The sequence below is a fragment of the Pseudomonas sp. LBUM1678 genome, from assembly GCF_059695575.1.
This window is the reverse complement of the sequence record NZ_CP166775.1, coordinates 3202897-3226390: the sequence shown is the minus strand read 5'-3', so window position 1 is coordinate 3226390 and position 23494 is coordinate 3202897. Positions and strand designations below refer to the sequence as shown.

Annotated in this window: 19 protein-coding genes; 11 read left to right on the top strand and 8 right to left on the bottom strand. The window is 60.8% G+C overall.

Annotated elements, in window-relative coordinates:
• The first annotated feature begins 1 nt into the window (after position 1).
• The 6 genes from ACA070_RS14800 (at position 2) to ACA070_RS14775 (ending at position 4936) form a co-directional block, all read left to right on the top strand.
• The gene (locus ACA070_RS14800) at positions 2-991 is read left to right on the top strand and encodes an acyl-CoA dehydrogenase family protein (protein WP_497451952.1); all 990 of its coding nucleotides are present in this window, start codon (positions 2-4) and stop codon (positions 989-991) included.
• Complete coding sequence (locus ACA070_RS14795) at positions 988-1746, top strand: PIG-L deacetylase family protein (protein ID WP_497451768.1); 759 nt, start codon at positions 988-990, stop codon at positions 1744-1746. Before ACA070_RS14800 ends, ACA070_RS14795 begins: the two co-directional genes overlap by 4 nt.
• Complete coding sequence (locus ACA070_RS14790) at positions 1743-2342, top strand: SAM-dependent methyltransferase (protein WP_497451767.1); 600 nt, start codon at positions 1743-1745, stop codon at positions 2340-2342. The genes ACA070_RS14795 and ACA070_RS14790 overlap by 4 nt, the downstream gene beginning before the upstream one ends.
• A complete protein-coding gene (locus tag ACA070_RS14785; RefSeq protein ID WP_497451766.1) occupies positions 2339-2998 on the top strand; it encodes a glycosyltransferase family 2 protein in 660 nt (219 codons plus the stop codon). Before ACA070_RS14790 ends, ACA070_RS14785 begins: the two co-directional genes overlap by 4 nt.
• A 125-nt stretch (positions 2999-3123) precedes the next feature.
• Positions 3124-3882 (top strand): PIG-L deacetylase family protein, encoded by a 759-nt coding sequence (locus tag ACA070_RS14780; protein ID WP_497451765.1) that lies wholly within the window; start codon positions 3124-3126, stop codon positions 3880-3882.
• A 253-nt stretch (positions 3883-4135) separates the two neighbouring features.
• Positions 4136-4936, top strand: coding sequence for an endonuclease/exonuclease/phosphatase family protein (locus tag ACA070_RS14775; RefSeq protein ID WP_497451764.1), 801 nt, complete (start codon positions 4136-4138; stop codon positions 4934-4936).
• Between the two features lie 12 nt (positions 4937-4948).
• Here the strand turns inward: ACA070_RS14775 and ACA070_RS14770 are convergent, their stop codons facing one another.
• Positions 4949-5512, bottom strand: coding sequence for a hypothetical protein (locus tag ACA070_RS14770; protein ID WP_497451763.1), 564 nt, complete (start codon positions 5510-5512; stop codon positions 4949-4951).
• A 1-nt stretch (position 5513) separates the two neighbouring features.
• Complete coding sequence (locus ACA070_RS14765) at positions 5514-6284, bottom strand: DUF2092 domain-containing protein (protein WP_497451762.1); 771 nt, start codon at positions 6282-6284, stop codon at positions 5514-5516.
• Between the two features lie 528 nt (positions 6285-6812).
• Between ACA070_RS14765 and ACA070_RS14760 the strand changes: the two genes are divergently transcribed.
• Positions 6813-7886, top strand: coding sequence for an autotransporter domain-containing protein (locus tag ACA070_RS14760; protein ID WP_497451761.1), 1074 nt, complete (start codon positions 6813-6815; stop codon positions 7884-7886).
• A 107-nt stretch (positions 7887-7993) separates the two neighbouring features.
• Here ACA070_RS14760 and glgB read toward each other — a convergent pair whose 3' ends face one another.
• The 3 genes from glgB to ACA070_RS14745 all read right to left on the bottom strand — a co-directional run bounded on the left by glgB (position 7994) and on the right by ACA070_RS14745 (position 15749).
• Positions 7994-10225 (bottom strand): 1,4-alpha-glucan branching protein GlgB, encoded by a 2232-nt coding sequence (glgB, locus tag ACA070_RS14755; RefSeq protein ID WP_497451760.1) that lies wholly within the window; start codon positions 10223-10225, stop codon positions 7994-7996.
• 2 nt (positions 10226-10227) lie between these two features.
• Positions 10228-13569 carry a maltose alpha-D-glucosyltransferase gene (gene treS, locus ACA070_RS14750; protein ID WP_497451759.1) on the bottom strand — a complete coding sequence of 1114 codons (3342 nt, stop codon included), beginning with the start codon at positions 13567-13569 and terminating at the stop codon, positions 10228-10230.
• Between the two features lie 182 nt (positions 13570-13751).
• Complete coding sequence (locus ACA070_RS14745) at positions 13752-15749, bottom strand: alpha-1,4-glucan--maltose-1-phosphate maltosyltransferase (RefSeq protein WP_497451758.1); 1998 nt, start codon at positions 15747-15749, stop codon at positions 13752-13754.
• A gap of 207 nt (positions 15750-15956) precedes the next feature.
• On the opposite strand from ACA070_RS14745, the gene ACA070_RS14740 reads away from it, so the two are divergent.
• Positions 15957-16124: a hypothetical protein gene (locus ACA070_RS14740; RefSeq protein WP_497451757.1), complete on the top strand. Its 168-nt coding sequence runs from the start codon at positions 15957-15959 to the stop codon at positions 16122-16124.
• Between the two features lie 3 nt (positions 16125-16127).
• Here the strand turns inward: ACA070_RS14740 and ACA070_RS14735 are convergent, their stop codons facing one another.
• On the bottom strand, positions 16128-16640 hold the full coding sequence (locus ACA070_RS14735) for an MgtC/SapB family protein (protein WP_497451756.1): 513 nt from the start codon (positions 16638-16640) through the stop codon (positions 16128-16130).
• A gap of 126 nt (positions 16641-16766) precedes the next feature.
• On the opposite strand from ACA070_RS14735, the gene ACA070_RS14730 reads away from it, so the two are divergent.
• The 3 genes from ACA070_RS14730 to mapR all read left to right on the top strand — a co-directional run bounded on the left by ACA070_RS14730 (position 16767) and on the right by mapR (position 20202).
• Complete coding sequence (locus ACA070_RS14730) at positions 16767-17000, top strand: DUF3203 family protein (protein WP_497451755.1); 234 nt, start codon at positions 16767-16769, stop codon at positions 16998-17000.
• Positions 17001-17196: 196 nt separating this feature from the next.
• A complete protein-coding gene (ccoG, locus tag ACA070_RS14725) occupies positions 17197-18627 on the top strand; it encodes a cytochrome c oxidase accessory protein CcoG (RefSeq protein WP_497451754.1) in 1431 nt (476 codons plus the stop codon).
• Between the two features lie 165 nt (positions 18628-18792).
• Positions 18793-20202: a GntR family transcriptional regulator MpaR gene (mapR, locus tag ACA070_RS14720; RefSeq protein ID WP_131061905.1), complete on the top strand. Its 1410-nt coding sequence runs from the start codon at positions 18793-18795 to the stop codon at positions 20200-20202.
• A gap of 166 nt (positions 20203-20368) precedes the next feature.
• On the opposite strand, the gene ACA070_RS14715 is transcribed toward mapR, so the two are convergent.
• Positions 20369-21115 carry an SDR family oxidoreductase gene (locus tag ACA070_RS14715; protein WP_497451753.1) on the bottom strand — a complete coding sequence of 249 codons (747 nt, stop codon included), beginning with the start codon at positions 21113-21115 and terminating at the stop codon, positions 20369-20371.
• A 233-nt stretch (positions 21116-21348) separates the two neighbouring features.
• The gene (locus tag ACA070_RS14710) at positions 21349-23487 is read right to left on the bottom strand and encodes a putative bifunctional diguanylate cyclase/phosphodiesterase (RefSeq protein WP_497451752.1); all 2139 of its coding nucleotides are present in this window, start codon (positions 23485-23487) and stop codon (positions 21349-21351) included.
• Between the last annotated feature and the right edge of the window lie 7 nt (positions 23488-23494).

The window sequence follows — 23494 nt, the reverse complement described above, 5'->3', positions numbered from 1 at the left end:
AATGGGCCTTCAGGCGTTTCTCTCCCGTCAGCCACCGGACTACGCCGATACTCAGGCGCTAGGCCGGTGCCTGCGGGCGCTGGTGGAGGCTGGACTCGATCAGCTTCCGCTGCCGGGCAGCGGCCAGACGCTGGAGCGATTCCAGCGGTTGGCCGAAGTCGGTGGCCATGACCTCGGGTTGTGCAAATTGTACGAAGGCCATACCGATGCGCTGGCAATCATCCAGCAACTCGGTGGCTCGCCAACCCCCGGCAGCACGTGGGGGATGTGGGCGGCCGAACCGCCACAAGCGCGGGTGCGCGTGCGTCCGCAGGGGCAGATGGTCGTGTTGAACGGGCGCAAGGCCTGGTGCTCGGGCGCGTCGGTATTGAGTCATGCGTTGCTCACGGCCTGGGATCATCAAGATTGCCAGCAATTGGTCGCGGTGGCGCTGGATCAACCCGGCGTAACCGTTACCGATGAGGGCTGGCAAGCGGTCGGCATGGGCGCAACCGGCAGCGTCGAAGTGCTGTTCGAAGGCGCCGAAGCCCAAGCCATCGGTTACCGCGGCGATTACCTTAATCGGCCCGGTTTCTGGCAAGGCGGAATCGGCATTGCCGCGTGCTGGTACGGCGCGGCACAGAGCATTGCCGAACGCCTGCGCGACCATTGCGCCCAACGTGAAGAGCCCCACGCCCTCGCCCACCTGGGCGCCGTCGACAGTGCGTTGCATGCCGCTGCCGAGGTGCTGCGGGTCAGCGCATTGATGATCGACGCGGCACCGCTGGACGACGCCGAACTGCCGGCCCGGCGTGCCCGGGCGGTGGTGGAACACGCCGCCGAACAGGTGATTCTGCACGTCGGCCACGCCCTCGGTGCAGGTCCCTATTGCAGGGATCGGCAGTTCGCCCGACTGCTCGCCGACCTGCCGGTGTTCCTGCGCCAAAGCCACGCCGAACGGGACCTCGCCGCCCTCGGCCAGCAAGTCATTACCGGGACATGGACGTTATGAAAGCCAATCCAATCGTCGGCCAGGGCACGCCGCTTCATATGTGGCAGACCTCCAGTCAGCTGGCACAGCTGCCGGTCATCGACATCCTCAGCCTGGTGCCGGAAGGCACCCGCGCGGTGATCATCGCACCGCATCCGGATGACGAAGTGCTGGGCTGCGGCGGTTTCCTGCAATTGCTCGCCGCCGCCGGCCGCCCCTTGCAACTGATTTCGGTCACCGATGGCAGCGCCAGCCACCCCGGCTCCGAACGTTGGCCGGTGGAGCGCCTGAGCGCGGTCCGGCCTCAGGAGTCGGTCGAAGCTTTGCGTCGTCTCGGCCTGCCACTGCACAGCCTGAAATGGCTGCGCGGCGGTTTCAAGGACAGCCAGGTCGCGGCTCGAGAAACCGAATTAAGCGAATTCATCGAACGTCATCTGCGCCCCAACGACGTGGTGTTCACCACTTGGTGCGAAGACGGCCATTGCGATCACGAGGCCGTGGGCCGGGCCAGCGCCGCTGCGGCGAAGCGGGCCGGGGCGACCGTGCATGAGCTTCCCGTGTGGACCTGGCACTGGGCCGCGCCCGAAGACAGTTTTGTGCCGTGGCACCGGGCGCGGAAAATCCTCCTTGCCCCGCATCTGGTGGCTCGAAAACGCCACGCGATCCACGCCTTTGCCAGCCAGTTGGAAGGTGACCCGCAAATCGGCTTGCCACCGGTGTTGGCGCCCTATGTGTTGGAGCGGCTGCTGCAACCGTTCGAGGTGGTGTTTATATGAGCGTCGAGGATCGCTATTTCGACGGTTTGTTTGCCGGCAACGATGATCCCTGGTCCTTTCGTCAGCGCTGGTATGAACAGCGCAAACGCGCCATCACCCTCGCCGCATTGCCGCGTCCGCACTACCGGGCGATCTTTGAACCCGGCTGTGCCAACGGCGAGCTGAGCTTTGAGCTGGCCAGCCGCTGTGATCGTCTGCTGTGTTGCGACACTGCCGCCGCGGCCGTCACGCTGGCCCGCACCCGCCTCGGGCCGTTCGACCATGCCGAAGTCCGCCACAGCCGCTTGCCTGCGGATTGGCCGGACGAAAAATTCGACCTGATCGTGCTCAGCGAAGTCGGCTATTACCTCGATGCCGACGACCTGAAACGCCTGATCGAGCGGGCCGAAAACTCGCTGACTGCCGACGGCCAACTCCTGGCCTGCCACTGGCGCCCGCCCATCGACGACTGCCCGTTGAATGCCCGGCAGGTCCATGACTTGCTCCACGAACATTTGCATTTGCCGCGCCTGGTCCTGCATCAGGAAGCGGATTTTCTGCTGGAACTCTGGAGTCGTGAACCACGCTCCGTGGCGGCTCTGGAGGGCTTGCGATGATTGGTATCCTGATCCCCGCGCATAACGAAGAAGACTTGCTCGCAGATTGCCTTGAGGCGGCCCTGCTTGCCGCACAACACGAACATTTGGGCGGTGAAACCGTCGAGGTGCTGGTGGTGCTCGACAGTTGCACCGACCGATCATCAGAGATCGTCAGTGCTTACCCCGTGCACAGTCTGGTGATCGAGGCGCGTAACGTCGGCCAGGCTCGCGCGGCCGGTGCGCGGTTTCTGCTGGATCGCGGGGTGCGCTGGATTTCCTGTTCCGATGCCGATAGCCGTGTGGCGCAGGATTGGCTGGTGGCGCAACTGGCCCTCGACGTCGATGCGGTGTGCGGCACGGTCACGGTGGACGAATGGCACGCGTCGATCGATGAGTCGGCACAAATTCGCTATCACCAGGGCTATCAGGCCCGGGATGGTCATCGGCACATTCACGGCGCCAATCTTGGCATCAGTGCTGACGCCTATCAGCGCGCCGGCGGTTTCGAACCGCTGGCCTGTGATGAAGACGTGCAACTGGTGCGGCAACTCGAACGCTGCGGCGCCAATATTGCCTGGAGCCATCGCCCGCAAGTACTCACCAGTACTCGACTGGACAGTCGGGCGCGCGGCGGCTTCGGCGATTATTTGCGAGGCCTGGCACAGGTTGGTTAAAAAAAAACGTCTCAGAGGTCACCACTACGCGACGAATAGTCTTACTTGAGCAATACTCTGCTCGCGGCAATCCAGGGTACGGAGCGCTGCACATTGCTATCAAACTGAACAAGGACGTAGCGCCGATGAAATCCGTTTCCATCATCGAAAGCAGCCTGCCAGGACAAATCTGGAACAGCGCCCGGCAGCTGGACAACATTCCCGTCATCAACACTGAGACCCTGGTCCCCTTTGGCGCACGCGCCGTGGTGATCGCGCCGCATCCCGGCGATGAAGTGGTCACCTGCGGCGGTTTGCTGCAGCTGCTGTCCACCCTCGGTCATCCCCTGCAAATCATCTCGATGACCGATGGCAGCGCCAGCCATCCGGGTTCACAACAATGGTCAGAGAAGCGCCTGAGCGTGTTTCGCGGCCAGGAAAGCGTCGAAGCCTTGCGTCGGCTGGGATTGCCGATGCACAGCCTGAAGTGGATTCGCGGCGGCTTCACCGACAACGCCCTGGCCGAGCGCGAGACCCGAATGACCGATTTCATCGCCCGTTACCTGCGCCCTGGCGACGTGGTGTTCAGCACCTGGCGCGAAGACGGCACCTCCGATCATGACGCCGTCGGCCGCGCCAGTGCCAATGCGGCGAGCATGGTCGGGGCAACGTTCAACGAACTGCCGGTCTGGGCCTGGCATTGGCCGAGCCGGGATCAAGGACTGTTCCCCTGGCATCGTGCGCGCAAGATTCGCCTCGACACCTGGACCGTCGCCCGCAAAAGCCACGCCACCCACGCCTACGCCAGCCAGCTCGACGGCGAACCCGCCATAGGCATCGCACCGCTGCTGCCCCGGGTGATCCTGGAGCGCATGCGTTTGCCCTATGAAGTTGTTTTCGTCTGACCCAACACGCGCTGTAGCAGCTGTCGAGCCTGCGAGGCTGCGTCCGGCTGCGAAGCAGTCGTAAAATCAGGCAACGCGGATTATCAAATAAACCGTGCATTCAGGATTTACGACTGCTCCGCAGCCGGACGCAGCCTCGCAAGCTCGACAGCTGCTACATTTTTGTGTGGAGACTGCTGGCGACGAATCACTCTGAACTGCCCGCCGCTGCGTCAGTCGCATACATAAGCAGCCCAGATTCAGAGGAGTGAACGTGACCAGCGATTCCGAGCAGCGAGCCGTCGAATCAGTGCCCTTGAATTCGCCCCCGGCGGTTCATCGATTGAGAGTGCTGACGGTCAACACCCACAAGGGATTTACCGCCTTCAACCGGCGATTCATCCTTCCGGAGCTGCGCGAAGCGGTGCGCAGTACATCGGCCGACCTCGTGTTCCTGCAAGAAGTGGTCGGTGAGCACGATCGGCATTCTTCACGTTACAACGACTGGCCGCAGACTTCGCAATACGAGTTCCTGGCCGACAGCATGTGGAGCGATTTTGCTTACGGTCGCAACGCCGTCTACCCCGACGGCCATCATGGCAACGCCTTATTGTCGAAATACCCGATTCGCGAGCACCGCAACCTCGACGTCTCGATCACCGGCCCCGAACGGCGCGGGTTGCTGCATTGCGTACTGGACGTGCCAGGGCACTCTGAAGTCCACGCGATCTGCGTGCATTTGAGCCTGCTGGAAAGCCATCGTCAGTTGCAGCTCCAGCTACTCTGCCAGCTGCTCGAGTCCCTGCCTGAAGATGCGCCGGTGATTATCGCCGGTGACTTCAACGACTGGCAGCTGCACGGCAACACCGCCCTCGCCCGTCGCGATTACTTGCATGAAGCCTTCGAACGCCACAATGGCCGACCCGCAAAAACCTACCCGGCGCGTTTTCCACTGCTGCGCCTGGACCGGATCTACCTGCGCAACGCCAGCAGCCACAACCCGCGCATTCTCGGCAATAAGCCCTGGACACACCTGTCGGATCATTTGCCGTTGGCGGTTGAAGTGCACCTCTGAGCAGTCCGCGCATCAAGGTGCGTTGACCACGATGTAGGTCACATTGCTGCCCTGATACTGCGGTTGATACCAGGTCGATCCACACTGCATGTACACCGTGTTGTACTGCATGACCTGCACGCAACTGGTGGGCATTTGTGCCGGTGTCATGATCGAGCCGACCACCGCTGCCGTCACCGCGACCGTCGCAGTAACGGCCGCCGCCGTGGCGATCGGATGGTAGTGATTGTCGTAGCCATAGCGGCCCCGCCCGTCGACATCGATGTCGACATCGCGGTTGTTATTGATGTTGACGTTACGGGTGCTGTTGTTGATGTTGGTACGGTTGCCGACGTTGTTGCCGGCATTCACCCGGTTGCCTGAGTTCACCCGATTGCCCGCATTGACATTGGTCGCTCGTTGCGACGTGTTCATCCGCTGCGCCCGTTGAGCATTTGGCGCTGGTGCGCGGTTGACCGACGCCCGTGCCTGCCCTTGGCCCCGTGGCCGGGCATCCGCTTCGGCGATCAGGCCGACGGTCAACACGGTGGCGGTAGCGAGCGATAACAACAGGCTCCACGACATTGTCCGGTTCATGTCATTCCCCTCCCTGCTCAGCGGCTTTCTTCAGCGGAATCGCCACGTCGCCTTTGCCCGGTTTGAAGGTGAACATCGACTCCTGCAGGCCAGGCTTCAGGTTCCAGTGATACACCGCGCTGTATTCCGGATAGCTCTTCTCATCGGTGGTGGTGATCACCAGTTTGCACGGCAGCGGCTTCTCGGACCGGGTGATCCACAATTGCCAGTCCACGCCCTCTTGCCGAAAGGCCAGGTGATCACAGAGTTGGCCCTTGATCGTCGACGGGCCAACGTACAGGGCTTCTTTCAATCCATCGATCTGCGCCTGATCGCTGCCGAACAGAAACAGGTCTTCCATGGGGATCTGAATACCGTAATGGTCTTCGATCATGTGCAGGGCTTCGGCCACCTTGGGTGGGGCATCCACCGTGGTGTAGTACTTGAGGTACGGTGAGTACTGAGTCAGTTTCTTGCCGTTGTAGAAGAACTCTCGCGTTCGAACATCGCCTTCTGTCTTGGCGTACATTCGATCATGCCCCTGCACCTTCAGGGTGGTGGAGGCCTCGGACTTGATCTTTTGGCCGGTCTCCAGAACGGTATCCCGGGATACTTCGGCGTCTACCTGAAACTTCGACAGGCTGCGCAGGTAGTTGCCCATATCAATCAGTTTATCGACCACTTGAGGATTGATGGTCGGGGTAACGTCCGCCGCAGGGGCATCTTCGGCGCGAGCTCCCGAGGCAAGAGCCAGAGTGAACATCAGGCAGAAAACACCGGGTTGAGTTCTCATTGATTTCGCTCCTGTCCCTGCGCCGGGCATGAGGCCCGAATCTCATGGCTGATTGTTCAGCCTAGTCGCTGCCTACCCTGTTCGCCAGACAGACAAATCGATGCGGGGATGCCGGTGACCTTGCGTTCATCCCGACGCAGCATTACTGACATTATCGAGACACATCATCGGTGGGCAAACCTTGCCGGGGAACACGCCCCAACAGACCGATAGCCCACTATCCAAAGGCTCTGGCACGCGGGTTTTTTGACGATTTTTCGTACAAACAAGAACTTAGAAGTGCGGCATAAATCAGTCACTTGCGAGCACTAAAATAACACTACCACTTATCGGGCATTTTCTTGACGCGATGTCAAGGGTCTTCTTAGCTACACGTACTACCCCCGGAAATTCCACCAGGGGCAAACCTCCAGGACACCCGCGAAATCGGGCGGCCAGCGGCTTGCCTCAATCCATTCGGTCGCCCCTCATTCGGGGTAGGAGAGACGCCAAAGCGAGATTCCGCATGCGATTGCAAGGTAGACCCCCATGAAAACTTCATTCACCCAACAAGAGATCAAAATCACTTTTTGCACTGTCTCAAGTTCGCTGCTGCTGTGTTCTTCCATGGAGGTGCAGGCAGGGCCCGCAGAGGATGACACCGCCCCCTGGTATCGCCAGGATATTCCGGTAATGACCTTGCCCACGGTCAATATCACCGCCCCCTACCCCGGCCACTTCAGCGCCGCCTCCGATACCCGAAGTTCACGCCTGACCATCGAAGACGCCGCGCCTTCGGCCTGGGATCAACTGTACGGGCAGGCTTCGCGACAAGCACAAACCGATGTAATGGCGCAGGGTTTCTCCAACCCTGCCAGCACAGAATTCAAAGGCCCGGCGATCCTGACCCTGCAGAGCGGTAGCGGCCATACCCAGCGGGTCGGCCTGATCGGCGGGATAACCCAGTTACAAGGCAACAGCAACGGTCTGCTGACCAGTCGCGCCCTCGCCGACCCTGCCACTGACACCCTCAACCTTCAGGGCGAGAGCCTCGGCGCCTACTGGAGCCTGACTGGCCCCCAAGGCTGGCACGTGGATTTGTCGGCCAGCGGCGGCCGGGTCAACGGCTTCAGCCGTAACGACCAGGGCGCACGACAAGCGACCGAAGGCAGCGCGGTGACGTTGTCGGTTGAAGGCGGTTTCCCGATTGGCCTGAGCGATAACTGGGTAGTCGAACCGCAAGCGCAGTTGATCAATCAGCGCATCACCCTGGATACGCCGTATGCCGGTTCAGGCAATGCGACGTCCAGCGACCTGACGTCCTGGAGCGGCCGGGTCGGCGCACGATTGAAAGGTAGCTACGACATCAATGGCCTGGGGGTCGAACCCTATGTGCGGACCAACTTGTGGCACACCGTGTACACCGGCAATACCGTGAACCTCGATCAGGTCGAGAAGATCAGCAGCAGTCGCAATTCATCGACGGTCGAAGTGGGGTTGGGGCTGGTGGCCAGAGTCACGCCCGCGGTGAGTTTTTACGTCAGTGCCGATTACAGCAGTGATGTGGATGACAATGATTTGAACGGGCTGATTGGGAGTCTGGGTGTGCGGATGCGGTGGTGACTTCAAGATTAGTATTGTTTGAGCTGACGCCTTCGCGGGCAAGCCTCGCTCCTACGGGTTATCACCGTTCTGTAGGAGCGAGGCTTGCCCGCGAAAGCGGTTTTAGATCAACCTTCCGGCCGCAGGATCAACACCGCCAGCGGTGGCAGATTCAACACCAGCGAAAGCGCCTGGCCATGGCTCGGCTCCTCCTCGGTAAACGCCCCGCCACTGTTGCCGTAGTTGGACCCGGCATACATCGCAGCATCGCTGTTGATCGACTCGCTCCAGCGCCCGGCGACCGGTACGCCAATGCGATAAGCCTGACGCGGCACCGGCGTGAAGTTCGCCACCACCAGCACCGGCCGCCCTTCCTTGCTCCAGCGCAAGAACGCGTAAACGCTGTTGATCGCATCATCGCCGATCAACCACTGGAAGCCCTGCGGCGCGTCGTCCTGGTCATGCATCGCCGGCTCTTCGCGGTACAGCCGGTTAAGGTCGCCAACCAGTTTCTGCACACCCTTGTGTTCCGAGTATTGCAGCAGGTACCAGTCCAGTTGCTGATCGTGATTCCACTCGCGCCACTGGCCGAATTCGCAGCCCATGAACAACAGCTTCTTGCCCGGATGCGCCCACATGAAGCTCAAATAGGCCCGCAGGTTGGCGAATTTCTGCCAGCGGTCGCCGGGCATCTTGTCGATCAGGGAATGCTTGCCGTGAACCACTTCATCGTGAGAGATCGGCAGAATGAAACGCTCGGACCAGGCATACACCAGGCCGAAACTCAGTTCGTTGTGGTGATGCGCGCGGTACACCGGATCCTGCTGAATGTAATGCAGCGAATCGTGCATCCAGCCCATGTTCCACTTGTAGTCGAAGCCCAGTCCGCCCTGTTGCGTACTCTGGCTGACACCCGGCCACGCGGTGGATTCCTCGGCGATCACCAGCGCACCCGGCGCTTCGAGGTTGACCACATCGTTGAGGTGGCGCAAAAAGTCGATGGCTTCAAGGTTCTCGCGCCCGCCATGACGGTTCGGCACCCATTCCCCGGCCTTGCGCGAGTAATCACGATAGAGCATCGACGCCACGGCATCGACCCGCAGGCCATCGACGTGGAAATGCTTGAGCCAGTGCAGTGCCGAGGCCAGCATGTAGCCGTGCACTTCGGTGCGGCCCAGGTTGTAGATCAGCGTGTCCCAGTCCTGATGGAAACCTTCTTGCGGATTGCCGTATTCGTACAGCGCGGTGCCATCGAATTGCGCCAGGCCGTGGGTATCGGTGGGGAAATGCGCCGGTACCCAATCGAGGATCACACCGATGTCAGCCTGGTGGCAGGCATTGACGAAGGCCGCGAAGTCTTCCGGCGATCCGTAGCGAGCGCTCGGGGCAAATTGCGAGAGCAGCTGATAACCCCAGGAACCGCCGAACGGGTGTTCCATGATCGGCATCAGTTCAATGTGGGTAAACCCCAGCTCCTTCACATAAGGAATCAGCCGTTCGCCCAGTTCGTGCCAGGTGTACTGGCGCGCCACTTCACCCAGATCGTCCAGTTCACACTGCCACGAGCCGGCGTGCAGTTCGTAGATCGACAGCGGCGCGCTCGGCATATGACGGTCGGCACGGGACTCCATCCAGGCCTGATCCTGCCAATCGATGTTCAACGGCGAAGCGACTTTTGACGCAGTATCCGGCGGCAGCGAGGTGGCCAGGGCCATCGGGTCAGCCTTCAGCGGCAAAATGCCTTGGGCGCCGAGGATTTCGTATTTGTAGGTTTCCCCCGCCTGCAGGCGCGGAATGAACACTTCCCAAACCCCGGTAGGATGGCGCAGGCGCATCGGGTGCCGACGGCCGTCCCAATTGTTGAAGTCACCGACCACCGACACCCGTTTGGCGTTCGGTGCCCACACGGCGAAACGCACGCCGTCGACACCGTCGACCGACTTTAGCTGCGCACCGAGGCAGGCGCTGAGGTCGCGGTGATTGCCTTCGGCGAACAGGTACAAATCCATCTCGCCAAGCAACGGGCCGAAGCTGTAAGGGTCCTCGGAAATCTGTTCACCGCCGGCCCAACGGGTGCGCAGCAGATACGGCTGCGCCCGATCGAAATGCCCGACAAACAGCCCTGGCGTCTGGGTGGCCTCAAGGTTGCCGAGTTCTTCCCCGGAGTCCCTGGCCAATACCTGAACGCTCAGCGCGTCTGGCAGATAAGCCCGAATGAATTGCCCACCGGCGTCATCGCCATGGGGGCCGAGAATTGCAAAAGGGTCGTGATGTTCGGCGCGAACCAGCGCGTCGATATCCCGCGATCTGGGCAGCAGCGCCTCTTTGGCGTGACCCTGTTCCTTGTTCGAGAAACTCATAACTACTCTCCACCAAGATCGGAAAAGGGTTTAAGCCCACTCAATAATCCAAACAAACCGTGCAATGGCACCGGCAGCCACGTGGGGCGATTTTCCGCCTCATAGGCCACCTCATACGCCGCCTTCTCCAGCCCGAACAACGCCAACGCGGCGTCCTCGCCTTCCGGATCTTGCCACGCATGAGCAAGACTAGCTGCCGCCAGCCGATAAGCGTCGACAAATGCCTTTTTTGCTTCATTCAAATAACGATCGGCTACCCGTTGCCGTGCCGCGCGGGCCTCGGCGGTGTTGTCGACGTTGTGCACGTTGATCGCCATCGCCGCGGCGTAATCGAAGGAGCGCAACACGCCACTGACATCTTTATACGGACTGTGCTTGCCGCGTCGTTCGCTCAGCGGCCGCGCCGGCTCACCCTCGAAATCGATCAGGTAAGCGTCGCCCTTGATCACCAGCACCTGCCCCAGGTGCAAGTCGCCGTGGACGCGAATGCGTAAACCGCCGACGGCCTTTTTGCCCAGGTCCTGGACATGGCTGAGGATGGCTTTTTTGTTGTCCAGTAAACGAGTGACCAGCGCTTTGTCCGCCGGGTTCAGTTCACTTTGATGCTGTTTGAGCAACTTCAACGAGTGCTCAAGTTGCGCTGCGACGTCCTTGGCCGAGGCCAGAGCGTCTTTCTGTGTGGTGGCCTGCGGAGCGAAGTCCGGGTCATCGGTCGGGGCCGCCAGCACCTGGTGCATTTCACCCAGCCGTTGGCCGAGCATGCCGGCGAAGTCCCTCAGTTCACCCAAGGCGTTGTAGTGCTGCTCCTGCTCCGACATGGCATCGGCCAGTTCGTCGCGTATCGCCCGCTCAAGGTTGTTCTGGGTCCATTCCCAGGCGTCGCCCTGATTGCTCAAATAGCCTTGGGCAATCATCAGCAGATTGTCTTCGCCCTTGGCATCGCGGCGAACCACCGAACCCAACAGCGGCGAAATGTTGCTGAAACCGGCATGGGTCAGGTACGCGCTCATTTCCAGTTCCGGGTGCACGCCCGACGCGACTTTGCGGATCAGCTTCAGCACCAGGCTACTGCCGATCACCACCGAACTGTTGGACTGCTCGGCAGACAAGTAGCGCACTTCCGATTCGGCGGTCAGGCCCAGTTTGGCCAGTTCGGCGGTCGGTTCGAAACGAATCTCGCCGCCATCCGAAGGCAACACGGTGTTTTCCTGCATGCCTTGCAGCACTGCGCGGATAAAGTTTTCCAAGCTGAAGGCATCGGTGATCAAACCCACCTGAGGGCCACGTCGTACCCGAGACAGCGCCAGTTGCTGCGGCAACGCCGGACCGACCTGATCATCGGCAATGAAGCCGAACGGCAACTGGTATTGGCTGGTCTGGCCACCGCTGGTGACTTCGATTTCGCTCAAAAGCACCGGATGCTGCGCGTCACCGAAGCGCACGCCATAGGCCAGGTTGACCTTCTCGATGGCCGCGTCCTTGCCGGCGAACCAGCGGCGGTTTTGCAGCCAGTTCGGCAGGATGCCCTGCTCCAGCGTCCCGCGGGACGGCGCTTCGAGCAGTTCTTCCAGGCGTTTTTTCAGCACCAGGGTGGTGAAGTCCGGCAGGCTTTGCGCCGGTTCTACGTGCCAGCTAGGCATTTGATTCTCCGCGGCGAGTCCGAACCAGTAAAAGCCGTACGGCGCCAGTGTCAGGAGGAAATTCAACTGGCCGATCGGCGGAAAGGCGTTACCGCCGAGCATCTCCACCGGCACCATGCCGACGTAGGCCGACAGGTCAAGCTCGGCCGCTTGCGCACTGCGCGATACGTTGGCGACACACAGGATGGTTTCGTATTTGCCATCCGGCCCGGTGTATTCACGGGTATAGGCCAGAATCCGCCGATTGCTCGGCGACAGCATTTTCAGTGTGCCACGGCCGAAGGCCTTGGATTGCTTGCGCACGGCGAGCATCCGGCGGGTCCAGTTCAGCAGCGAATGCGGGTCGCCGGCCTGGGTTTCGACGTTGACCGACAGGTAACCGTATTGCGGGTCCATGATCGGTGGCAGCACCAGGCTCGCCGGGTCGGCGCGAGAGAAGCCGCCGTTACGGTCGATTGACCACTGCATCGGCGTGCGCACGCCGTCGCGGTCGCCGAGGTAGATGTTGTCGCCCATGCCGATTTCATCGCCGTAATACATGGTCGGCGTGCCCGGCATCGACAGCAGCAGACTGTTGAGCAGTTCCACGCGACGACGATCACGCTCCATCAACGGCGCGAGACGGCGGCGAATACCCAGGTTGATCCGCGCCCGACGGTCGGCCGCGTAGTAATTCCACAGGTAATCGCGCTCCTTGTCGGTGACCATTTCCAGGGTCAGCTCATCGTGGTTGCGCAGGAAAATCGCCCACTGACAGTTGGCCGGGATCTCCGGGGTCTGGCGCAGGATGTCGGTAATCGGGAAGCGATCCTCCTGGGCCAGCGCCATGTACATGCGCGGCATCAACGGAAAGTGGAACGCCATGTGGCATTCGTCGCCGTTGAGGCCTTTTTTGTCGGTGTCACCGAAGTACAGCTGCGTGTCTTCCGGCCATTGATTGGCCTCGGCCAGCAGCATGCGGTCCGGGTAATTGGCGTCGATTTCGGCGCGGATCTGCTTGAGGACGTCGTGGGTTTCGGGCAGATTTTCGTTGTTGGTGCCGTCGCGTTCGATCAGGTACGGAATCGCGTCCAGCCGCAGGCCGTCGATGCCCATGTCGAGCCAGTAGCGCATCACCGACAGCACCGCTTTCATGACTTGCGGGTTGTCGAAGTTCAGGTCCGGCTGGTGCGAATAGAAGCGGTGCCAGAAGTACTGGCCGGCGACCGGGTCCCAGGTCCAGTTGGACTTCTCGGTGTCGAGAAAGATGATGCGGGTGCCGTCGTATTTGTGATCGTCATCGGACCAGACATAGAAGTCTCGCGCGGCCGAACCGGGCTTGGCTTTACGTGCGCGCTGGAACCAGGCGTGCTGGTCGGAGGTGTGGTTGATGACCAGCTCGGTAATCACCCGCAGGCCACGTTTGTGGGCCTCGGAGATGAAACGCTTGGCGTCGGCCATGGTGCCGTAGTCGGGGTGGACGCCACGGTACTCGGCAATGTCATAGCCATCGTCGCGCCGTGGCGACGGATAGAAGGGCAAGAGCCAGATGGTGTTGACGCCGAGATCGGCAATGTAATCGAGTTTGGCGATAAGACCGGGAAAGTCGCCGATCCCGTCATTGTTGGAGTCGAAAAAAGATTTAACGTGTACCTGGTAGATCACCGCATCCTTGTACCAGAGCGGGTCCTTGATGAAGGTGGCTGCCTTGGGTTTCTTCGCCATTTGAAACTCCTGTTGAATTCAGTGCAGCCCCTGAGCCGAACGCCTACCTGTGGCGAGGGAGCTTGCTCCCGCTCGGCTGCGAAGCAGTCGCAAAACCTGTAAGTCAGATGAACCTGGAGAAAATAGGGCCGCTTCGCAGCCCAGCGGGAGCAAGCTCCCTCGCCACAGGGGTCGCGGTGCCTTCAGGAAGCGGTTATGCGCCAGATACCGAACGGTTGATGCGCCGGGTCGATCCGCATGAACTGATACTTGCCGTGCCAGGTCCAGCGATGGCCGCTCATCAAGTCTTCGCCCTGGATGCTGGCGTCGTCGGGCAAGCCCATTTCCCACAGCGGCAATTCGAAGTTCGCTTCCTGGACGTTATGCGGGTCGAGGCTGACGGCCACCAGAATGAAGTTGCTGCCATCCGCGCTGCGTTTGCCGAAATACAGAATGTTGTCGTTCCACGCGTTGTAGACCGTCAGGCCCAGGTGCGTGTGCAACGCCGGGTTCTGCCGGCGGATGCGGTTGAGCTGGGCGATCTCGGCGATGATGTTGCCGGGTGCGTTGAAGTCCCGTGGGCGGATTTCGTACTTCTCGGAATTGAGGTATTCCTCCTTGCCCGGCACCGGCGCGGCTTCACACAGTTCGAAGCCCGAATACATGCCCCACAGCCCGGAGCCCATGGTCGCCAACGCGGCACGGATGAGAAAACCGGCGCGTCCTGACTCATGGAGAAACGCGGGATTGATGTCCGGCGTGTTGACGAAGAAGTTCGGCCGATAGCATTCGCGCCACGGTGATTCATTCAATTCGGTGAAATAGGTCGCCAGTTCCGTCTTGGTATTGCGCCAGGTGAAGTAGGTGTAGCTCTGGGAGTAACCGACCTTACCCAGCCGCGCCATCATCGCCGGGGTGGTAAAGGCTTCCGCGAGGAACATCACCTCGGGGTACAACGCCCGCACATCGGCGATCAGCCATTGCCAGAACGGCAGCGGCTTGGTGTGAGGGTTATCGACGCGAAAGATCTTCACGCCCTCCTCGACCCAACCGACCACAATGTCCCGCAGTTCGACCCACAGACTGGGAATCGCATCGCTGGCATAGAAATCGACGTTGACGATGTCCTGGTATTTTTTCGGCGGGTTCTCGGCGTATTTGATCGTGCCGTCCGGGCGCCAGTTGAACCAGCCCGGGTGCTGTTTGAGCCACGGGTGATCCTGGGAACACTGGATCGCGAAATCGAGGGCAATTTCCAGACCGTGATCCGCCGCCGCTGCAACCAGTCGACGGAAGTCTTCGCGCGTGCCGAGTTCGGAATGAATCGCCTCATGCCCGCCCTCTTCGCTGCCGATGGCATACGGGCTGCCCGGATCGTCGGGGCCGGCGGTCAGTGAATTGTTCGGGCCTTTGCGGAAGCTGCGTCCGATCGGGTGGATCGGCGGGAAGTACAGCACATCGAAACCCATGTCCTGAATCATCGCCAGTCGCGAGTGCACGTCGTTAAACGTACCGTGGCGGGCCGGATCGTCGGTGATCGAACGCGGAAACAACTCATACCAACTGGCGAACTGGGCCAACTCCCGCTCGACGTCCAGCGCAAACTCGGGACTGAGACTCAAGTAGGCACGGTGATCGGCCTGGGCCATCAGGTCGGCGCTACGCTGGTGCAGAAACAGGGCGACCTGCTCGGTTTCGAGCAGACCGGACAATTCATGGTGCAACGCCGCCAGTTCTTCGCTCAACGGCCCTTCCGAGCGTTCGGCTGCCTGCTGCACCTGGTTGCGACCTTCCTGCAATTCCAGGCTGACGGGCACGCCCGCTATGTTCTTTTTCTCAATCTCATAACAGAAGCTGGCGAACTGATCGATCCAGGCCTCGATACAAAAGACGAATCGACCCTGCTCCTCAACTCGGAACTGGCCTTGCCAGCCGTTGTTGCCAAGCTCGGTCATGGCCTCGCTGTGCCAGGCCTCATCACCGTCGGCACGCCAGCGTATGCGCACGGCCAGCTTGTCGTGACCGTCGGCGAACACTTTGGCGGTGACCACCACGTCCTGACCCACCACGGCTTTGGCAGCAAACTGCCCGCCATCCAGAGTCGGCATGATATTTTCGATGGCAATGCGCGGCAGCAGCAGAGCCTGCGAAAGCGGCATATGAGGGTTGTAATTCAGCTCTGTCGGTTTTTCAGCAGTCATCGAGCATCTCTCCTTTACGCCCCATGGACGCTCTTGTGTCTGGTCGTCATTCACACGGAACCGTCTGCCCCGAAATGAACTCACTTAGGTTCCGAGCGACAAGCGCGGGGAAAAGTTCACGCCCATTTGCCGGGGAATCAAATCCCTTGCGCGACGGTCAACTCACTTAAGCACGACTTACGCCATGTGCCACTGGAGGCTTCAACGATGAGTATTCCAATCCCGGCCGAAACACCCGATCCGAACATCGACAGCCCGACCATTCCGCCGACCGAGCCGGAACCGGTACCCGAGCAAGAGCCGCCTGGCACCACTCCACCGCCTCGGGAAGAACCACCCGCCACCATGCCGCCGGTGATCCTGACGCCAGAGTGATGGCTACGGCCGCTCTTGCTCGTCTTTTTCCCTGTCGATCATTTTCACGATCCTTGGCATGACGCTGAAAATCGCCAATGCCAGCAGCGTACTGAACACCGCCGTTGCCTCGCGACCCAGTCCGGCCGAAACACCGATGGCGGCGGTCATCCACAACCCGGCGGCGGTGGTCAGGCCTTTGACATGGCCATCATCGCCTCCCTGGTTTTTCAGGATGGTGCCGGCACCGAGAAAGCCGATGCCTGCGATCACGCCCTGCACCACCCGGCTCATGGCATCGGCCTGGGAGCCGGACATTTGCGGCACCAGCACAAACAACGCCGCACCCAGCGCCACCAGCATGTGCGTGCGAACCCCGGCAGCCTTACCCTTTTGCTCACGCTCGAAACCAAGAATGCCGCCCAAAATTGCCGCAATCAGCAATCTCACGGTTATACGTGTCAGTTGTGACGCATCGCCGATGTCGGCGAACTCCGCTTGCAGCGTTACCCAAACCTCATGCCACCAGGCGTCCATGGTGCAATCCTTGTGATTGATTGTTATTGGAAGGATGGACCGCGCCGACCATTAATCGGTTGCACAGAACGATGACCGTCGGATGCGCCCTAACAGTTTAGAACCCGCAAAAAAAAGGACACCGCCATGACTGTGCGCATCGAAAACCAGACCTGCTTTTTCACAATCGAGAACGGCGAAGAAATTCGCCTGTGCCCCGATGTCACGATCATTACCGACTCGGAAAAAGCGATGTCGGCGGTTGAGCTCAATGGCCAGCGCGTCTACATCACCGAAGCAGAAGCCGACGCATTGACCGTAGCAGGCGCAGTGGACGGTCGCAGGCATTTGAAGGCTACCGACAGTGATTCGGTGATTTGACTGACCCGGATCAGCAACGCCCGCAGGCGCCTGATATAGGTACCTGCGTCCCGCTGTGACGGGGTGCATCAAGTTGTCGCAGGCAGCGGATCAAAACCCATCTGATCCGCTTTTTATTGCAATACCTGAGTCTGTTATGCAAACAGATCGCTGGTCATAGTGCTCATGCCTGATGGAGGCTGATGAGCGAAAGACCATGAGCGAAAGAATCCCCGTCCGAACCGTAAAAAGCCCCACGTTAGTAAAAACTTTTGAGCCTTTACGTCCAAAGATAAAGGCCAAATCCAGCGACAACCTGATCCACACCCGCAGCTTCACCGGCCTGTTCCGTACCTTGCGATTGAGCGGTGCGGGATTTCTGTTTTTGCTGTTCTTCGGCACCGTGTGGCTGAACTGGGGCGACCGTCAGGCGGTGCTCTGGGACCTTTCCGAAAGCAAATTCCACATCTTCGGCGCGACCTTCTGGCCGCAGGATTTCATCCTGCTCTCGGCGCTGCTGATCATCGCCGCCTTCGGCCTGTTTGCGATCACCGTGTTCGCCGGTCGGGTTTGGTGCGGTTACACCTGCCCGCAGAGCTCCTGGACCTGGATCTTCATGTGGTGCGAGAAGATCACCGAAGGCGAACGCAACCAACGGATCAAGCTTCAAGCGGCGCCGTGGGGCCTGAACAAACTCATCCGCCGCTCGGCCAAGCACACCCTGTGGCTGGCCATCAGCCTGCTCACCGGGCTGACCTTTGTCGGTTACTTCACGCCAATCCGGCCACTGGCCGAAGAGCTGCTGACCTTGCAGATGGGTGGCGTCAGCCTGTTCTGGGTGTTGTTTTTCACGGGCGCGACGTACATCAACGCCGGCTGGCTGCGTGAGGCGGTGTGCATGCACATGTGCCCGTATGCGCGATTCCAGAGCGTGATGTTCGACAAGGACACCCTGACCATTTCCTACGACGTGGCCCGCGGTGAAAACCGTGGCCCGCGCAAACGTGACGTGAAACCGGCCGAGGCTGGCCTGGGTGATTGCATCGATTGCCATGTGTGCGTGCAAGTCTGCCCGACCGGGATCGACATTCGCGACGGCTTGCAGATGGAGTGCATCGGCTGCGCGGCGTGTATAGACGCCTGCGATTCGATCATGGACAAAATGGGCTATGCCCGTGGCCTGATCAGCTATACCTCGGAGCATGAGTTGCAAGGTGGCAAGACCCACCTGCTGCGGCCGCGGCTGATCGGTTACACCGCGGTGCTGCTGGTGATGATCGGTGCCCTCGCCCTCGCCCTGGTCGAACGGCCGATGGTGTCGCTGGACGTGAGCAAAGACCGTGGCCTGTTCCGCGAGAACAGTCAGGGGCAGATCGAAAACATCTACAGCCTGAAGGTGATCAACAAGACCCAGCAACGTCAGGATTACCAACTGAGCCTGGTGGATGGCGAAGGCTTCCAGCTGCAAGGCAAGACCGAACTGAGCCTGGCGCCGGGGGAGATTGTTGATGTGCCGGTGTCGGTGGCAATGCTGGCGGATCGGCCGAGCAGCAGCTCACAGACGATCAGCTTCAAGATTGTCGACAGTGACGAGCCGGACATCTACAGCGTGGCCAAAAGCCGGTTTGTTGCGCCGATGAACCGTTGATCCCTTAGACTGCGGTGCCCTGTGGCGAGGGGGCTTGTCGGAACGCCGCACCGTCCCGTTCGGCTGCGCAGCAGTCGTGGATTTGGGGGCGCTTCGCACCCCAGGGGGAGCAAGCTCCCTCGCCACAACAGCGTACCCATTGAATTACTTCAATCCAGGCACTCGATGAAACGCTACGAAAAATTCGCCGACGACATCGCTGAACTGATCCGCTCCGGCGTCCTGGGCCCCGGCCAGCGCGTGCCGTCGGTGCGCTACGCCAGCCAGACCTACGGGGTCAGCCCTTCCACCGTGTTCCAGGCCTATTACCTGCTCGAACGCCGTGGCCTGATCCGTGCCCGGCCGCGCTCCGGCTACTTCGTCAACGCGCACGCGCCGAGCCCGTTCTCGGAGCCGGTGATCAGCAGCCAGGTCAACGAATCCACCGAAGTCGACGTCAGCGAACTGGTGTTCTCGGTCCTCGACTCGATCAAGGACCCGACCACCGTGCCCTTCGGCTCGGCCTTCCCCAGCCCGACCCTGTTCCCGTTGCAGCGCCTGTCCCGCTCCCTGGCCAGCGCCGCCCGGGACATGGATCCGCGCATGGTCGTCACCGACATGTCGCCGGGCAACCCGCAACTGCGGCGCCAGATTGCCCTGCGCTACATGGTCGGCGGGCTGATGCTGCCGATGGAAGAATTGCTGATCACCAACGGCGCGCTGGAAGCCCTGAACCTGTGCCTGCAAGCGGTCACCGAACCCGGCGACCTGGTAGCCATAGAAGCGCCGGCGTTCTATGCCTGCCTGCAAATCCTGGAACGGCTGAAGCTCAAGGCCGTCGAGATCCCGGTGCACCCGCGCGATGGCATCGACCTGGGCGTGCTCGCCCAAACCCTGGAACGCCACCCGATCAAGGCGTGCTGGTGCATGACCAGTTTCCAGAACCCGATGGGCGCCACCATGCCCGAAGCGAAGAAGCAGGAGCTGGTCGAATTATTGCGCAGCCACCAGGTGCCGCTGATCGAGGACGACGTCTACGCCGAACTCTATTACGGGCAACAGGCGCCGAAACCGGCCAAGGCGTTTGATACCGAAGGGTTGGTGATGCATTGCGGTTCCTTCGCCAAGAGCCTGGCCCCGGGCTACCGCATCGGCTGGGTCGCCGCCGGGCGTTACGCGCAGAAGATCGAACGGCTGAAACTCATGACCTCGCTGTGCGCCTCGATGCCGGCCCAGGCCGCCATCGCCGACTACCTGCAACACGGCGGCTACGACCGGCACTTGCGCAAACTGCGCTATGCCCTGGAAGAACAGCAAAGCGCCATGCTTGCGGCCATCGCCCGCTACTTCCCGGCACAGACGCGCGTCAGCCAACCGGCCGGGGGCTACTTTTTATGGCTGGAACTGCCGCCGCAGATGGATTCGCTGAAGTTGTTTCAGATGGCACTGGCGCAAGGCATCAGCATCGCGCCGGGGCCGATCTTTTCACCGACGCAGCGGTTCAGGAATTGTATACGGCTGAATTATGGGAGCCCGTGGACTGAGGATTCGGAGAAGGCGATGGAGACGTTGGGGCGGATTGTGCGGTCGTTCTGAGAATTTGATGTCGTTTGGGCTATCGTCATCGCGAGCAGGTCGAATCGTCGCACCGTCACTCCCACAGGGGTTTAGTGTCGTCCACAAATACTGTGTTCACATCAGTCCACTGTGGGAGCGAGCCTGCTCGCGATGAGGCCAGCTCCAGCAATACGAATCTTGGGGGTTAACGCCCGCCGCCAAGATCAACAAAAGTCCCGGTCGCATAAGAAGCCTTGTCCGACAGCAACCAGATAATCGCCTCAGCCACTTCATCCGGCCGTCCACCCCTGGCCATCGGGATTGCCGATTCCAGCTTGCTGACCCGATCCGGATCACCGCTCAGTGCATGAAAGTCGGTGTAGATGTAGCCGGGGCGCACGGCGTTGACGCGGATGCCTTCACCGGCAACTTCCTTGGATAGACCGATGGTGAAGGTATCCAGCGCACCTTTTGAGGCGGCGTAATCGACATATTCGCTCGGGGCGCCCAGACGTGCTGCAACCGAAGAGACATTAACAATGCTACCGCCCTGCCCGCCATGTTTGGGCGACATGCGCATGATCGCGTGCTTGGCGCAGAGGATCGGCGCCAGGACGTTGGTCTTGAGGGTTTTGAGAATGCGGAACTCGGACATTTCGTCGACGCGGGATTTGTGCCCGACGGTGCCGGCGTTGTTTACCAGCGCCGTGACCCGACCCAGTTCGGTGTCGACACGGTGGAACAGACTGATCACTTCGTCTTCGATGCTGACGTCAGCGCGCACGGCAATGGCTTGAGCGCCCAGTGCGCGAACTTGCGCCAATACACTATGCGCAGCCGATTCGTCGGCCTGATAGTTGATACAGATCCGATAGCCAAGCCCTGCGGCCAACAGCGCGGTTGCAGCGCCGATGCCACGGCCGCCGCCGGTGATGACAATGACTTTGTCCATGCTGACTTTCCCCCTTCACGCGTAAGCAGTCGGGGCCAAGAGTAACCGCCATTGCCGGTTTTTGCATGGACTCACATCAACAGATCCCGTCAACGCTGTGCGCATTGGCCTTCCCTGTAGCGGCTAGCTGCGATCTTCTGTAGCAGCTGTCGAGCCTGCGAGGCTGCGTTCGGCGACGCAGTCGTCGTAAAACTTGCGCATGAAATCTTACTGAATCACCGCGTCGCCTGATTTCACGACAGCTTCGCTGCCGGACGCAGCCTCGCAGGCTCGACAGCTGCTACAGGCATAACGCCCGTCGCCACTCGTTCCTCACGAACAATGTCGGCCATGAAGCGATCCGCCGGCAGCGGGTGACCGAGCAGGTAGCCCTGCAATGAATCGCAGCCCAGTTTGGTCAGGAAGTCTTGCTGGACACCGGTCTCCACGCCTTCGGCCACAATGCGCAAGCCCAACGCCTGGCCGAGGGCGACGATGGCTGACACGATGGCCGCGTCGTCACTGTCGTGTTCCAGATCGCGGACGAAACCGCGGTCGATCTTCAGTTCGTTGGCTGGCAGGCGCTTGAGGTACATCAAGCTCGAATAGCCGGTGCCGAAGTCGTCGATGGACAGGTCGACGCCCATTTCCGAGAGTTCCTGAAGCACCGTCATGCTCGCATCGGCATCGCTCATCGCGGTGGTTTCGGTGATTTCCAGGGTCAGGCTATTGGCCGGCAGCTGATGCGTGGTCAAGGCTTTGGAGACGCTCTTGACCAGGCCTGCATGGCAGAACTGCAATGCCGAGAGGTTCACCGCGATGCGCCAGTCGGTGTAGCCGAGCACGTACCACTCGCGCATCTGGCGGCAGGCTTCGTTCAGGACCCATTCGCCAATGGGAATGATCAGGCCGGTTCTTTCCGCGAGATCGATAAACTTGTCCGGCAGCAGCATGCCCTGGGTCGGATGCTCCCAGCGCAGCAGCGCTTCGGCGCCCACTGGGCGGCCGTTGCCGGCGTCGAACTTGGGCTGGTAATAGAGGCTGAACTGCTGCTGATCGAGGGCGTTGCGCAAATCCTGCAGCAATTGCAGTTGTTTGCGCGCGTTGCTGTTCATCGAGGCGTCGAAGAAGCTGTAGCCGTTTTTCCCGGCGCCCTTGGCGTGGTACATCGCCGCATCGGCGTTCATCAGCAATTCCTGGGCAGTCTGGCCATTGCCCGGATACAGCGCGATGCCGAGGCTGGCGGAAATCTGCAGCTCATGTTCGGCGACCCGGAACGAGCTGCCGATCAGCCCGACTTGACGTGCCGCCAGGCTCAACGCGTCATTTGGCTCACTGAGCCGCACCAGCAGCACGAACTCATCGCCACCAATTCGCGCCAACGTGTCCTGACTGCGCATGTCCTCGCGCAGGCGCAAACCGACCTCACGCAACAACTGATCGCCCATGTGGTGGCCGAACGCATCATTCACCGGTTTGAAGCCGTCGAGGTCGATGAACATCAGCGCAAAACAACCGCCCTGCTCCTGAACCTTGGACATGGCCTGCTCGATGCGGTCGGCCAGCAACATGCGATTGGGCAGACCGGTCAGGGTGTCGTGCAGGGCCAGTTGGGTCAGTTCGCGGTTGGCTTCCGTCAGCGAGCGCGCCAGGTCAGCGGTGCGGGCCTCAAGACGTGCATCGAGTACCGAGGTCAACAAGGCGATGCTCAACACTGCGAGCGTGGTGATCAGCACCAGGTTGTCGAGGCCTTTGCCGTTCAAGCCGCTGATGGCGGCGCCACAGAAACTGCCGTCCGGGAATCGCGCCGCGGCCATGGCGGTGTAGTGCATGCCGACGATGGCGATGCCCATGATCACCGCAGCACCGGCGCGAAACAGGCCCACATACGGCGTGTGCTGACGCAGGCGGAAGGCGATCCATAACGCGGCGCCGGAAGCGCCGACTGCGATGAGCAGTGACGCTCCGAACAGCGTCGGGTCGTAATCGATACCCGGCTGCATGTGCATGGCGGCCATGCCGGTGTAGTGCATGGCACTGATCCCGGCCCCCATGATCAACGCGCCGAACGCCAGTTGCCAGGTCGGCAGCCGTGGCTGGCTGACCAGCCACAGGGCAAAACCGCAGGACAGGATCGCGGTCAGCAGCGAGAGTGCCGTGAGGGTGAAGTCGTATCCCAGATCGATCGGCAGTGTGAACGCGAGCATGCCGATAAAGTGCATCGACCACACGCCCACGCCCATGGCAAACGCACCGCCCGCCGTCCATAAAAACACGGCACGGCCTTTGGCCGTGGAAATGCGCTCGGTCAGGTCGAGCGCGGTATAGGAGGCGAGAATCGCTACGCAGAGCGAAATGATAACCAGCGTGGGTGAATAGCTACCAATGAGCATGTGACTT